Below are 13,362 nucleotides of genomic sequence, written 5' to 3' on the forward strand. Positions count from 1 at the left end.
GCTGAAAGAATGCTCAGGGGTTGAACGATCGTCACCCGACCCGTTCTGACGCACTGGATTTCCCATGGCAACTGCGCGCGCGACCACGCCGCGAGACCAAGATCGGACGGGCCCCGAAGGGCTCTTCGGCGACTGGCTGACCCGTGGCAAGGACGGCTTGCTCACCGTCTGGGCACCCGGGGACGGTGCCGTCCTGCGCTGGACCGAGTCCGCCTCCGGATGGAGCGGTCCGGAGCGGCTGTCCGCGCCCGGGCTGTTGCCGCTGCTCACCGTGGCCCAAGGAGCGGACGGGTACGTCCACCTCGTGGGCATGCGCCGGCTCGGCGAGGGCGACGAGGTCGAACTGGTGCACGCGGTCCAGTTCCAGACGGGCCGCCCGCTGCTCGGCTGGCACTCGCTCGGCCACCCCAACAAGGTCGCGCGCTTCACCGGCCACCCGGCCACCGCGGTCGACGGAGCGGGCCGCCTCTGCCTGTTCCTGCGCAACGGAGGCACCGGTGTGAGTTGCCGGATCCAGGGGGAGCGCGGCGGCTGGGGCCGCTGGCAGGACCTGGGCGGCTCCGGTGTGGGGGAGACCCTGGCGGCCGCCGCGGACGGCGGGGGGCTCGTCGAGGTCTTCGTACCGGACCAGAAGTCGATCGCCCGGTACACCCAGGAGAAGCCGGGCGCCCCGTTCTTCCTGGCGGACCGCCTCGACGTACGGCCCGCTCCCGGCGCCTTCTCCGCGCTGGCCACGACGTCCGGTTCCGTGGCGCTGTTCTTCACCGACGAGGACGGGGCCATCCAGGTATGGGCGCCGCAGCGGGAGCCGGACCCCCGTCCGCTGATGGAAGCGGCCGGGTCCGGGTCCTTGGCGATCACGCGCATGATGATCGACGGGTACGACTGCACGATCCTGGCCCAGGAAGCGGATCAGGGTCGGGTCGCCTTCGCCGCCTACCCCACCGAGGTGGAATCGGCGGGCAGTTGGTGGACCCACACGTCGACCGGCGCGAGGCGGGTGCCGCTTGTCCTTCGGGAACAGGCACACGGCGGGCTGATCGCTCTTGCCCTCGATGACGACGGCCGCCCGATAGCCACCCGTCAGAAGACGGAGGCAGGCGGCTTCGCAGTGGGCCGCTGGAAGCCCCTGACGTGAGGGAGCGGCCGGTCACGGCCGCCGGGGAGGGGAGCGACGCGAGAAGCCCCGGCACCGTTGTGCCGGGGCTTCCTTCCGTCTGGTCCGTCAGCCGCCGGTGGCCGGTGACTTCTTCGCGGAGGCCGGGATCTCCGTGTCGTCCCGAAGTGCCTTCCACAGCTGCCCCGCCTGCGGCTCGGCGGCCACGACGCGGTTCGGGTCCACCTTGTCGTAGGCGACCGGCAGCATGATCGTTTCCATCGAGGCGGGGTCGACGCCGTCCATGCTGCGGGCGAACTCGCCGAGCTTGGTGAGCGAGTCGAGACCGGAGTCGGTCGTCAGCGACTTGGTGAGCGAGTCCGCGATCTTGAACGACTTGGCCGGACTGCCCAGCAGATCCTGCGACTTCACCTCGGTGAGCAGCGCCATCATGAACTGCTGCTGCAGACCGATCCGCCCGAGGTCACTGCCGTCGCCGACGCCGTGCCGCGTCCGCACGAACGCCAACGACTCGGTGCCGTTGAGCTTGTGGGAGCCGGCCGTGAGGTCGAGCCCTGACTCCTTGTCGTGAATGGGCTCTTCGACCTTGACGGTCACGCCGCCGATCGCGTCCACCAGCTCCTTGAAGCCGGAGAAGTCGATCTCCATGTAGTGGTCGATCCGGACGCCGGACATCTTCTCGACGGTCTTGATCACACACGCCGGTCCGGCGCTGGTGTAGACGGAGTTGAACATCACACGCTCGGCGGGCGCGAGCGTGGAGCCGTCCTTCTTGGTGCACTCGGGCCGGGTCACCAGGGTGTCGCGCGGAATGCTGACCGCGACGGCCTTCTCCCGGCCCTCGGGTATGTGCACCACCATCGCCGTGTCGGACCGGGCGGTGCCACCGACGTTGCCGCCGGCCAGGTCCTTGTTGTCACCCGAGCGCGAGTCGGACCCGAGCACGAGGATGTCCTTGGCGCCGGTCGCGAGCTTCTCGGGCCGCTCGCCGTTGATCGCGTCCTCGAGGTCGATGGACTCGATGTTGCTGTCGAGGCGGCTGTAGAGCCAGTAGCCGGTTCCGGCAGCCGCCAGGATCAGGACGAGCAGCGTCCACAGGATGCCCCGGCGGATACGCTGCGCGCGGGTGCGCTCCTTGCGCTTCCTGCCGCTCGGCTTGGCACGCCTGCTCGGGCGCGCGGCAGGAGTCGTCACGGTGTCGGTCATGCTCCTCGAGTCCTCTGTTCAGAAGTCCGCCGGGCGGGTCGGGACTCGGGTGGGGGGCGCCGGTCCACGGTAAACAAGTGGCTGACCGTGCACTATAGACAAATTTTCGACTTGGCGCCGTCGCCGGTTACATTCTTCGCGTTCACCGGAAGGGCACATCGCCCTCACGATGCCGCCGCATCGCACAACCCGCACAAGGAGCAGGACACTTCTGTGAATGAAGCGAACCCTGGAGTGGTCAAGGCCGTCATCCCCGCGGCCGGTCTGGGCACCAGGTTCCTGCCTGCGACGAAGGCGACCCCCAAGGAGATGCTCCCGGTCGTCGACAAGCCGGCCATCCAGTACGTCGTCGAGGAGGCCGTGGCGGCCGGACTGGACGACGTCCTGCTGGTGACCGGCCGCAACAAGCGGGCGCTCGAGGATCACTTCGACCGCAACTACGAGCTCGAGCACGCGCTCAGCCGCAAGGGCGACGACCAACGCCTGTCCATGGTCAGGGAGTCGGCGGACCTGGCGACGGTGCATTACGTGCGCCAGGGCGACCCGAGGGGGCTGGGGCACGCGGTGCTGTCGGCCGCCGCTCATGTCGGTGACGAGCCCTTCGCGGTGCTCCTGGGTGACGACCTCATCGACCCCCGCGATCCGCTGCTCGCCCGGATGGTCGAGGTGCAGAAGGCGCTCGGGGGCAGTGTCGTCGCGCTCATGGAGGTGCCGGCGGCCCAGATCCATCTCTACGGTTGTGCCGCTGTCGAGACGACGGCGGACGACGACGTGGTGCTCATCACAGGACTTGTCGAGAAGCCCGCACCGGGTGAGGCCCCCAGCTCCTACGCGGTCATCGGCCGCTATGTGCTCGACCCGGCCGTCTTCGACGTGCTGCGCCGCACCGCTCCGGGGCGCGGTGGTGAGATCCAACTCACAGACGCTCTCGAGGAGTTGGCTCTGGACCCGTCCTTGGGCGGGCCGGTGCACGGCGTCGTCTTCCGGGGGCGGCGATACGACACGGGTGACCGTGGGGACTACCTGCGGGCCATCGTTCGTCTCGCTTGTGAGCGCGAGGACCTCGGTCCTGACTTCCGGGCGTGGCTGCGGGACTGGGTGCGCGACGAGCTCTGATCGAGCCGCCCGACAGAAGGTCTATTTGCGGCTATTCAGGCATGTTTGCCCTTCCGTCACTCCCTGGTCGGCTGCGTGAGGGTAAGGCTTCACGCGGTGTTATTGTCTGCCAGTTCATGCAGGAGAGGTGGGTCCGAGGACATGGCACGACGCAGGCGTGCGGTGGTGGGCGCCGGTTCTCCTGCCCTCGGCCGGGACCTGTCCCCGGCCGAGATCGCCGCTGCCGTCGCTTCGGGATCCACGCCCGCCGCCCGGTGGCTGTTCCTCGGCCGCGACGGCCGGCTGACCGCGTACTGCTCCGTGCCGCAGGGCGTAGCCCGATGGACCGAGACCGAACCCGGGTCCACGCGGTGGATCGGCCCCGAGCTCTTCCCCGTGGAGGACTGGGCGGGCCGCGCCGCCTTCAGCCAGGGCCCTGACGGCTATGTCTACTTCGCAGGGATGCGATACCGCGAAGACGCCACGGGCGGCCGTGAGATCGTCCTCGCCACGCAGTTCCAGACCGGGCGCCCGCTCAGTGAGTGGCGTGTGCTGGGCAACCCCTTCCGGGGAGACGACGTTCCGCCCGAAAGGCTCGGAGACCCGTTCGTCGCTGCTGACACCTCCGGTGCGCTCCATCTTTTCATTCACTGTTTCGGGCACTCGGTCCGCACCCGGAGGCGTGACGCCGAGGGCAACTGGGAGCCGTGGGCGGGCCTGGACAACAGATGGGTGCGTACGCCCCTGGTGGCGGTGCCCACGTCCACGGGTTCGGTCCAGGCCCTCGCGATGTTCAGCAAGGGGGCCGTGCACTGGGCTCGGGACGCGTCGGACACGGCGTTTCGCCTGCTGGGCCGACCCGCCCAGCCGGCTGTTGACCTGACCCACACCGGGCTGGAGACAGGCCCGGGAAGTGTCACGTTCTACTGGCGTCACGCGGCCGACGGCACAGTCGTCGCATATCGCCTCCAGACGGACAGGTCGGGTCCTTCGGGCGTGCTGACGTCCCTGGGCGGAGGTTCGGGCGAAGGGCCCGTCGCCGCGGTGCGGGCGTCGGTCAACGGGTACGACTGCACGGTCCTGGCCCAGCGTGGCGCGGACGGTGCCCCTGAGGTCGCGGCCTATCCCACCGAGGGAGAGGTGTACGGCACTTGGTGGGCGCCGGTCGGCGAACCGTGCATCGGCCGACCCGCCGTGCAGGTCGACGGCATGGGACGTGTCGTGCTTGCAGTGATTCGTCCCGATGGAACCCTTTGGGTGGCCCGTCAGGACATGCTCGATCCGGGCCTGGCCTTCGAGCCGTGGCGTGAGGTCGGCTGACCGCGACCGTCCGGTGGAGAGTGGGATGCCTCACGTACCGGCTTCCGACCTGCCCGGCGAGGCGGCCCCGGGACACTCAATGACCGTGCTTTATTGCGAAGTTGACCAGGTCCTTCCTGTAATCGCACGTAATGGCCCAAGGCTGTTATCGAATCTGATCGTGTCCTACTATGTGCAGGCCCTGTGAAGGACAGATAAGCGTTCACTTCCGTTCAACGACGGACAACGTGTTATTTACGGGGCTGTTGGCAGAGGCGCCGGTTGGGGGACGTCTGCCGACGGCCGACGTCGCCCGTGGGCCGTCGCACATGAATCAACGGAGGAGCGCGATTTGTCCGGTGGACCTCGGCTGAGCGTCGTCGTGCCCTTCATGGACGTCGAGCAGTACCTGGACGAGTGCCTGGAGTCGATCGCGCGGCAGACGTTCAAGGACCTCGAAGTCATTCTCGTCGACGACGGTTCGACGGACTCCTCGACCCGGATCGCGGAGGAGTTCTGTGCCCGGGACTCCCGCTTCAAACTGATCCGGCAGGAGTCGCACGGCCCCGGTCACGCTCGCAACACCGGAATCCGCGCCGCTCACCCGGAGGCCGAGTTCCTCGCCTTCGTGGACGGCGACGACGTCATTCCCGAGTATGCCTACGAACTGCTCGTACGCCGGCTCGAGGGTTCGGAGTCGGACTTCGTCTCCGGCAATGTGCAGATGATGAACTCGACCACGAAGTGGCAGTCACCGCTGCACAAGGGTCCGATGGCGAAGGACAAGCGGCATACCCACATCACCCGGTTCGAGGCGTTGATCTACGACCGCACGGTATGGAACAAAGTATTCCGGCGCTCGTTCTGGGATCACCACTTCATCGCCTTCCCCGAAGGTGTCCTGTACGAGGACTCCTGGGTGAACATGGTCGCCCACTTCCGGGCGGACAAGGTCGACGTCATCCATGACTTCGTCTACTTCTGGCGGCGCCGCGACGGCGCCGCCGCGCCCTCGATCACTCAGCGGCACACCGAGCTGAGCAACCTCCGCGATCGGGTGGCGGCCGTGCAGTCGGTCAGCCGGTTCCTGGGCAGCCACCGCTCCCGTGCCTTCCTCGAGCACAAGCGCAAGTACGACCTCGCCTGCCTGAAGTCGGACCTCATGCTGCATCTGAAGGTGCTGCCCGACGCGGACGAGGAGTACCAGCATGCCTTCTTGGAGTGGGCCAACCAGTTCCTCGACGAAGCCGACCCGGACATCGTCGACGACCTCACGGCCGAAGCCCGGGTCAAATGGCACCTGGTCCGCGCCTGGAAGCTCGACGAACTCCTCGAAGTCATCGCCTTCGAGCGCAAGGGCGGCCCCATTCCGGTGCGCCGCCGCTTCCACCGCTACCTCAACTACCCCTATCTCGGAGACCGCGAGGTCGGCGTCGACAAGAAGGCGTACCGGCTCGACAAGGAGCTGTCCCTGCACGGCTCGGTCGCCGACGCACAGTGGTCGGGCGACTGGCTGCACCTCTCAGGTGCCGCGTACATCCGCTTCATCAACGTCCACAAGCGCCGGATGTCCGTGAAGGCCCTCGCCCTGCGGAACAAGAAGCAGGGGCGGACCCTCGTCACCACGGCGAAGACCACCTACTACCCGCCGGCCACCGAGCACTCGAACCAGAACCGCTACTGCTACGACTGGTCCGGCTTCGAAACCCGTTTCGACGCCACACGGCTCAAGCGCAAGGGGCAGTGGGTCGAGGGCACCTGGGACGTTGCCGCCGGGGTGCTGAGCCGTGGTCTGTTCCGCTACAAGGGGCTGGCTCGCGGAAGCGCGGGCAGCGCCTCCAATCCGCCGTATCGCTACGTCGACAAGAACACCCGCATCGTGCCGCTGTTCCTCCAGGGAACGCTCAAGCTCCGTGTGGAAGTCGTCCGGTGCCGTATCACCCGTCATCGTGTCGTCGGAAGCCAGCTCGAGCTCGGCGGTGTCTACCTCGGTCCCACCGTCCCCGAGTGGGGCAAGTTCCGGGTGCGCAGCCTCAGCGGCGCCGCACAGCACGACTCGTGGGTCCACTTCACCCGCGGCGGCGACGGCTGGTGCACCTTCACCACCAGCATCCCCCTCAGCGGTCTCGTCCCCGGTTCACGCAGCGACGAGGACGCCAACATCCCCCGCTCCTGGGGCATGGGAAGCAACGGCTGGAAGACCACTCTGCACGTCGAGGGCCGCAAGGCCCCCATCTACCCCGTCATGGCGGAGGAGACCCCGGACGGCCGCTACCGGATGCCCCAGGCACTCCAGGCGCCCGAGGGCGACCGCGAGGTGGTCGTCCACCGCAACGGCTCCGGCTATGTGGTCCTCTTCGAACGGGCCACGCTGCCCACGGCAACCGACGTCGCGTGGCTCGAGGACGGCTCGCTGGAGATCCACGGCACGTACACGGCAGCCGACCGGCTGTCGGCGGAGGAATACCGGGCCGCCCACATGATCGTCCGCTCGCGCGCGCACGGAGCCGAGCGCGAGTTCCCGATCGAGTGGAACGGCGACACGTTCCGGTGCGTGGTCACCCCGGCCGCCGTACATACGGTCGCCGGCAGCATCCCGCTCGCCGCCGGGCGCTGGGACTTCTTCCTGCGCCGGCAGGACCTCTCCGCGGTCCGGCCGGAGGAACGTCAGGAAGACCTGATGATCAAGCTCGAGCAGGAGGTCATCCCGGAGCTGCCCCAAGAAGTCGAGCTCGGCGAGCGGCGCTACGACCTACAGGCCGAGGCCTACGACCGGCTGTCCCTCCTCGTCCACTCGGCGATGCCCGACGACGCCCGCGGCCCGTACCGGCAGAAGCTGCTGCGCACCAAGGCCTACCCCGCGGCCCGCCGGCAGCCGGTCCGCCAGGCCGTGCTCTTCGACGCCTTCAAGGGCACCCAGTACTCCGACAGCCCCCGCGCCCTGCACGAGGAACTCGTGCGGCGTCAGGCCGGCCTGGAACACCTGTGGGTGGTCCGTGACGACCAGGTCCAGGTGCCGCCCACCGCGAGGCCCGTGCGCATGTGGTCACCCGAGTGGTACGAAGCCCTCGCCTCCAGCCGGTACGTCGTCGCCAACAATCACCTCCCCGACTGGTTCCACAAGCGGGACGGACAGGTCGTCGTGCAGACGTGGCACGGCACACCGCTGAAGAAGATCGGCCACGACATCGAGGCCATCCACTTCGCCGACCAGCGCTACCTGGAGCGCGTCGAGAAGGAGGTGCAGAACTGGGACATGCTGGTCTCGCCCAACAGCTTCTCCACCCCGATCCTCCAGCGCGCCTTCGGCTTCCCCGGCGAGATGGTGGAGTGCGGCTACCCGCGCAACGACATGCTGCGCCGACCGGGCATGGAACGCCGGGAGCAGGAGATCCGCCGTCGCATCGGGCTGCCCGAGGGCAAGCGGGTCGTCCTGTACGCGCCGACCTGGCGCGATGACCAGTTCTACGCCCCCGGCAAGTACAAGCTCGACTTCCGTATCGACCTCGAGGACGCCCGGGCCCGCCTGGGACCCGACCACGTCCTCATGGTGCGCCGCCACCCCAATGTCGTGGACCCGGTGCCGGGCGCCGGCGACGGCTTCGTCTTCGACGTGTCCGACTACCCGGACATGGCCGACCTCTCCCTGATCACCGACGTGATGATCACGGACTACTCCTCCCTGATGTTCGACTACGTCAACACGGGGCGGCCCATCCTGTTCTTCACATACGACCTGGACCACTACCGCGACACTCTGCGCGGCTTCTACTTCGACTTCGAGCGCAGCGCCCCCGGCCCTCTGCTCTACAGCTCGGAGGACCTGGTGGCGGCCATCCGCGACATCGAAGGGATCCAGCAGCGCTACGCCGAGCGGTACCGCTGGTTCCAGGAGGAGTTCTGCGACCTGGACGACGGCTACGCCGCCGCGCGGCTCGCGGACCGGCTGCTGGTCGCGGGCGGTGACCTCGCGCCGGAGCAGGCGCAGGCACCGGCCGTCGGCCGCGTCGACAGCCGGCACACGGGGCGGGCCATGACCCCGATCCGGCCGAGCGCCGGGCCGTGGTTCACCGCGAGGCGTTCACCCGCGGCGCTCGCCGGTTCGGCGTTCACGCAGCCCGCCCCGGCGCACGATGCCGCTCCGCAGCGGCAGAAGACGGCCGGGCAGCCGGTGGCGCAGCAGCAGCGCGCGCTGGTTCCGCACATCGTGCCGGTGCGGGCTCAGCAGCCGACCGACCGGGCCGGGCAGACGCCGCCCACCGAGGACCGGACCCACGAAGGCGTGATCGCGTGACCCCGCAGGCAGCCCGGCCGTCGGTGTGCCCGGCCGTGTCGGACGGCCCCGGCACCCCATGAGCGCGCCGCCGGTCAAGCCCCGGGCACTCGGCCCGCGTCCCGCTCCCGGCGGAACGGCCGGGCGTCCCTTCGGTGTCGCCTCAGCCGGTGCCCGCGTCCACGCTGATCAGCAACGCCCGATGGTCCGAGGCGCCCGTGTCACGAACCGAGCACTGGGTCGTACGCAGTCCGGTGAACAGATAGTCGAGCTTGTGGCCGGACACGTGGGTCGGGCGCCCGGACCGGTCGGAGCCGGAATCCTGGGCGCACTCCCGGTGGGTGCGGTAGGCGTCGGCCGGCCACACCCAGGCGGAGGGCTTGCGGCCCCCCGGCGGTGTGACGTTGAAATCGCCGCCGAACACGGTGCGCCGCTTCGGCACCGCCGCCATCAGCGCCCTCAACTGGTCGTCGCGGTACTCACGACCGGGATGGGCCTTGTCGCTGTCCGGCACACTCAGGTGGGCGTTGCACACCCGGACGTCGTGGGCCTCGACCGTCGCGCACAGGATGCCGCGCTGGAGCCCCACCAGGGGCTGCGGCGCGGGCACCACGCGTACCGAGGACAGCGGGTGGGCCGAGAGAATCGCGAAGCCGGCCGCGCCCGCGCCGCGTCCGTCGCACCGGGCCGTGCTGGAGCGCCCGGTGCCGTCCCGCCAGGCGTAGGGCCGGAAGGACACGTGCCAGGACCGGCCGAGTTCCCGGCGTACCGCCTCGATCTGATCGGCGCAGGCCTCCTGGAGAAGGACGACGTGGGCCCCGGCGTCGGCGAGCCGCTGCACCGCCTGCCTCTTGGCGTCGTCGCTTCCCGTGTCCGCGCAGCCCCACCGCTGGACGCCGCACATGTTCCACGTCGCCACCGTCAGGGTGCGGCTCGTGGAGAGGGTTCCCGTCGGATCGGCGGCGCTTCGCACATACGTCACGGCGGCGAGGGCCACCGACAGGGCGAGAGTCGAGGCCGCGGTGAGCAGGCGGCGGTGCCGGCGCAGGGCGGCCTGGAGCGGGGAGGCCACCAGAAGCATCCCGACATCATGTCCGATCCGCTGATCCGGCCGCAAATGTGCCGATCCGCCCCTGTCTTCGCCCCGCCCCCGTCCACGAAGCGCCTGCGCCCTGGCTGTGCCCGCCCGGCCGGCTCCGAAGAACCGTCATGAGACTGGAGTTCCGTACATGTCCAAAGCACCTTCGAGCGGGCGGAAGCTGTTCAACGGGATCGAGGCCTCGGGGACGTTTCCGGTCGAGTACCGCTTCTCCCACGCGAAGAGCGGCAACCGCCACCTCGTCGTGGTGTTCGCCAACTTCTCGGCGCCCGAGGACTACGGGTGGTCCAACGGTGTCTTCGACAACGTCCGTGCCAACATCCTGTGGATTCGCGACCGCTTCGACGGAATGAACGCCTACTACCTGTGCCGGAACATGGACTTCGGCCTGGCGGACTCGGTGCAGGCCCTCATCGCGAACTTCGTGCGGGCGCTGGGGCTGACGCCGGACCAGGTCACCCTGTGGGGCGGGTCCAAGGGCGGCAGTGCGGCCCTGTACCTCGGGCTGATGCACGGTTATCGGAACATCGTGGCCATCGTCCCCCAGTTCCTCATCGGCGACGCCCTGGAGAAGCGGCACCCGAAGGTCGGCGCCTACATGCTCGGCGAAGGGGCGCCGGCGCACAACGCACGGATCCTGGACGCGCTCATCCCCGATCTCGTGCGGCGTCAGGCGAACCGGGGCGCCAACATCTACGTGCTCTCCTCTCCGCAGGACGAGCACTACACCGTGCAGGTCGAGCCGTTCCTCGGCATGTTCCACGGGTACGAGAACTTCAACTACCTGCACAGCGAATCGCCGACGATCCAGGGCCATGCCACGGCGACGAGGCGCAACGTGCCGGCGCTGGTCGGCCTGCTGAACCTGCTGGCCGACGGTTACGCCCCGCGCCTGGGCTTCGCACGGCACGCCCAGGAGGAGTTCGACCGCGACCAGTCGGCCGTCGACGCCTACCTCGCCTCGACCGCCAAGGTCCAGAACGCCGACGCGTTCCCGCCCCCGGAGGTCACGACCCCGGGCGTCAACAGCGAGGTTCCCGCCACCGGCGTCCGCTTCATCGGGCACGCCCCCGGCGCGGTGCGGGTGAGCATGTGGGAGAACGGCAAGTTCCTGGCGTCGCCGCCGGTCGCCCCCGACGGCGCCTGGACCTGGGAGCCGGAGAGGACGTGGACGCGGGGGAAGCATTCGGTCAAGATCTTCGCGGTGTCCCCGGCCGGCTTCCATTCGGCCCGGGTCGAGGTGCCCTTCACGGTGTCGGACCGGGCCGCGGCTCCGCTCCCGGCGGTGGGCGCGAACCCCGGCCCCGGCGCCCCGTTCGCCGCTGACACCGGGCTGCATCCCGGCCGGCCGCTCCGCCCGCCGGTCGTCACCGCGCCCGGCCCGCAGCACCCGGTGGCGACCGCGGTCGCCTTCCACGGGCACGCGATGGGCGCCGCGGAGGTCCGGTTCCGTGAGAACGGCGTGGTCCTGGGCTCGGTCGGGGTCGCACCGAACGGGAACTGGGGCTGGGAGCCGGGCTGGGCGTGGCCGGAGGGGCCGCATCTGGTCGAGGCCGTCTCCGTGGACACGACCGGCATGGAGTCCCCGCCCACCCTGACCGCTTTCACCGTCATGCCCGCCTCCGTGCCGACCGGCTACTTCACGCCGCGGTACTGACCGCCCACGGCGCCGAATCCGAACTACTCACGAGGAAAGCCGCACATGCCCAAAGCAGCGTCGAAGGGGCGCGACATCGTCACCGGGATCGACACGTCCGGTGTGTATCCCGTCGAGTACCGGTTCGCCCATGCCAAGAAGGGCAACCGCCACCTCACGGTGGTGTTCGCCAACCTTGCCGCTCCGGACGACTACGGCTGGTCGACCGGAGTCCTCGACGACCTGCGGTCCAACATCCTCTGGATCCGCGACCGTTTCGCGGGCGGGCTCACCTATTACCTGTGCAGGGAGATGGACTTCGGCGTCGAGAGGTCCGTGATCGACCTCATCGCCAGAGTGATGAAGTCCCTCGACCTGACCCCGAACGACGTCACGCTGTGGGGCAGTTCCAAGGGCGGCAGCGCGGCCCTCTACTTCGGGCTGCGGTACGGCTTCCGGAACATCGTGGCGTCCGCGCCGCAGTTCCGCATCGGCACCTTCGTCCGGGACGTCTATCCGAAGGTCGGCCGGAGCGTGATGGGGGAGGGCCTCGCCGAGCAGGACGTGCGGTCCCTCGACTCCGTCCTCCCCGATCTGCTGATGGCGGGCGCGAACCAGGAGGCCAACATCTACCTGGTGTCGTCCCCGCAGGACGAGCAGTACCCCACCCAGATCGAGCCCTTCCTCGGGATGCTGCAGCGGTACCCCAACTTCAACTTCGTCTTCAGCGAGTCCCCGTTCATCACGGAGCACAACAAGGTGACCGTGCGGAACGTGCCGCCCCTCCTGGGGATCGGCTACCTGCTGGTCGACGGAATCGCGCCGCGCATCGGCACGATCCGCAACGGCTACGAGGAGCCCGACCGGGACACGTCGGCCATCGACACCTTCCTCGCCTCCACCGCCAAGGTGCAGGCGGACGCGTTCCCGCCCCCGATGGTGAGTGTTCCGGCGGCGGGCGGCCTGGTGCCGCTCACCGGTTCGCGCTTCACCGGCTACGCCTCGGGGGCGGTCCGGGTGAGCCTGTGGGAGAAGGGCAAGTTCCTGGGTTCGCCGCCCGTGGCCCCGGACGGCACCTGGACCTGGGAGCCGGCCAAGCCATGGGCGAAGGGGGAGCACCGCGTCAAGATTTTCGCCGTGGACCCGGCCGGGTACCACTCGCCGACGACGGAGATCCCCTTCACGGCGGCGGACGGGGCCGCCACCGCCCCGACGGCGGTTCCCGCCGAGGCCGTGGCCACAGGCGTCCCGCACGGCACGCCGGCGCCGGTGCGAGGACCTGCCCCCGCCGCACCTGGCGTGCCGACGCCGGTCGTCTCGGCACCTGGCCCGCAGCAGGCGGTGGCGGGGACCACGGTCGCCTTCCACGGCGCCGCCGCGGGTGCGGTGCAGGTCCGATTCCGGCAGAACGGTGCGCTGCTGGGCGGGAGCGGGGTCCGGCCGGACGGCGCCTGGATCTGGGAGCCGGGCTGGGCGTGGCCACCGGGGCCGCACCTGGTCGAGGTCATCGGGGTGGACGCGAACGGCGGGGAGTCCCCGCCGGCCACGGTGACCTTCACCGTCATGAACGCGTCCGAACCGGCCGGGTACTTCAGCCCGCGGCACTGAACACCTTCGTCGATTTCGAACAACTCACG

Annotated in this window: 8 protein-coding genes; 6 read left to right on the forward strand and 2 right to left on the reverse strand. The window is 69.4% G+C overall.

The window, feature by feature from the left end:
• Positions 1 to 64 precede the first annotated feature (64 nt).
• A complete protein-coding gene (locus ACIQ7Q_RS26265; RefSeq protein ID WP_403866897.1) occupies positions 65 to 1,138 on the forward strand; it encodes a hypothetical protein in 1,074 nt (357 codons plus the stop codon).
• An 87-nt stretch (positions 1,139 to 1,225) separates the two neighbouring features.
• Here the strand turns inward: ACIQ7Q_RS26265 and ACIQ7Q_RS26270 are convergent, their stop codons facing one another.
• A complete protein-coding gene (locus ACIQ7Q_RS26270; RefSeq protein WP_403866900.1) occupies positions 1,226 to 2,323 on the reverse strand; it encodes an LCP family protein in 1,098 nt (365 codons plus the stop codon).
• Positions 2,324 to 2,536: 213 nt separating this feature from the next.
• Between ACIQ7Q_RS26270 and galU the strand changes: the two genes are divergently transcribed.
• The 3 genes from galU to ACIQ7Q_RS26285 all read left to right on the forward strand — a co-directional run bounded on the left by galU (position 2,537) and on the right by ACIQ7Q_RS26285 (position 9,011).
• The gene (gene galU, locus ACIQ7Q_RS26275; RefSeq protein WP_403866902.1) at positions 2,537 to 3,439 is read left to right on the forward strand and encodes a UTP--glucose-1-phosphate uridylyltransferase GalU; all 903 of its coding nucleotides are present in this window, start codon (positions 2,537 to 2,539) and stop codon (positions 3,437 to 3,439) included.
• Between the two features lie 141 nt (positions 3,440 to 3,580).
• On the forward strand, positions 3,581 to 4,738 hold the full coding sequence (locus tag ACIQ7Q_RS26280; RefSeq protein WP_403866905.1) for a hypothetical protein: 1,158 nt from the start codon (positions 3,581 to 3,583) through the stop codon (positions 4,736 to 4,738).
• Positions 4,739 to 5,069: 331 nt separating this feature from the next.
• Positions 5,070 to 9,011 carry a CDP-glycerol glycerophosphotransferase family protein gene (locus ACIQ7Q_RS26285; protein WP_403866908.1) on the forward strand — a complete coding sequence of 1,314 codons (3,942 nt, stop codon included), beginning with the start codon at positions 5,070 to 5,072 and terminating at the stop codon, positions 9,009 to 9,011.
• Between the two features lie 142 nt (positions 9,012 to 9,153).
• On the opposite strand, the gene ACIQ7Q_RS26290 is transcribed toward ACIQ7Q_RS26285, so the two are convergent.
• A complete protein-coding gene (locus tag ACIQ7Q_RS26290; RefSeq protein ID WP_403866911.1) occupies positions 9,154 to 10,071 on the reverse strand; it encodes an endonuclease/exonuclease/phosphatase family protein in 918 nt (305 codons plus the stop codon).
• A 148-nt stretch (positions 10,072 to 10,219) separates the two neighbouring features.
• On the opposite strand from ACIQ7Q_RS26290, the gene ACIQ7Q_RS26295 reads away from it, so the two are divergent.
• Together ACIQ7Q_RS26295 and ACIQ7Q_RS26300 are read left to right on the forward strand one after the other, a co-directional pair.
• Entirely contained in the window at positions 10,220 to 11,746 is a 1,527-nt protein-coding gene (locus ACIQ7Q_RS26295; RefSeq protein WP_403866914.1) for a hypothetical protein, read from the forward strand.
• Positions 11,747 to 11,791: 45 nt separating this feature from the next.
• Positions 11,792 to 13,333, forward strand: a complete 1,542-nt coding sequence (locus ACIQ7Q_RS26300) for a hypothetical protein (RefSeq protein WP_403866917.1) — start codon at positions 11,792 to 11,794, stop codon at positions 13,331 to 13,333.
• Positions 13,334 to 13,362 lie beyond the last annotated feature (29 nt).

The organism is Streptomyces sp. NPDC096176 (assembly GCF_044763255.1).
In the GTDB taxonomy this organism is placed as follows: Bacteria; Actinomycetota; Actinomycetes; order Streptomycetales; family Streptomycetaceae; genus Streptomyces.

Bases quoted from the DNA above. Each gene is read 5' to 3' on its own strand.
- ACIQ7Q_RS26295 (WP_403866914.1), top strand. From the start codon at position 10,220: ATGTCCAAAGCACCTTCGAGCGGGCGGAAGCTGTTCAACGGGATCGAG.
- ACIQ7Q_RS26265 (WP_403866897.1), top strand. From the start codon at position 65: ATGGCAACTGCGCGCGCGACCACGCCGCGAGACCAAGATCGGACGGGC.
- ACIQ7Q_RS26270 (WP_403866900.1), bottom strand. From the start codon at position 2,323: ATGACCGACACCGTGACGACTCCTGCCGCGCGCCCGAGCAGGCGTGCC.
- ACIQ7Q_RS26290 (WP_403866911.1), bottom strand. From the start codon at position 10,071: ATGCTTCTGGTGGCCTCCCCGCTCCAGGCCGCCCTGCGCCGGCACCGC.
- ACIQ7Q_RS26280 (WP_403866905.1), top strand. From the start codon at position 3,581: ATGGCACGACGCAGGCGTGCGGTGGTGGGCGCCGGTTCTCCTGCCCTC.
- ACIQ7Q_RS26300 (WP_403866917.1), top strand. From the start codon at position 11,792: ATGCCCAAAGCAGCGTCGAAGGGGCGCGACATCGTCACCGGGATCGAC.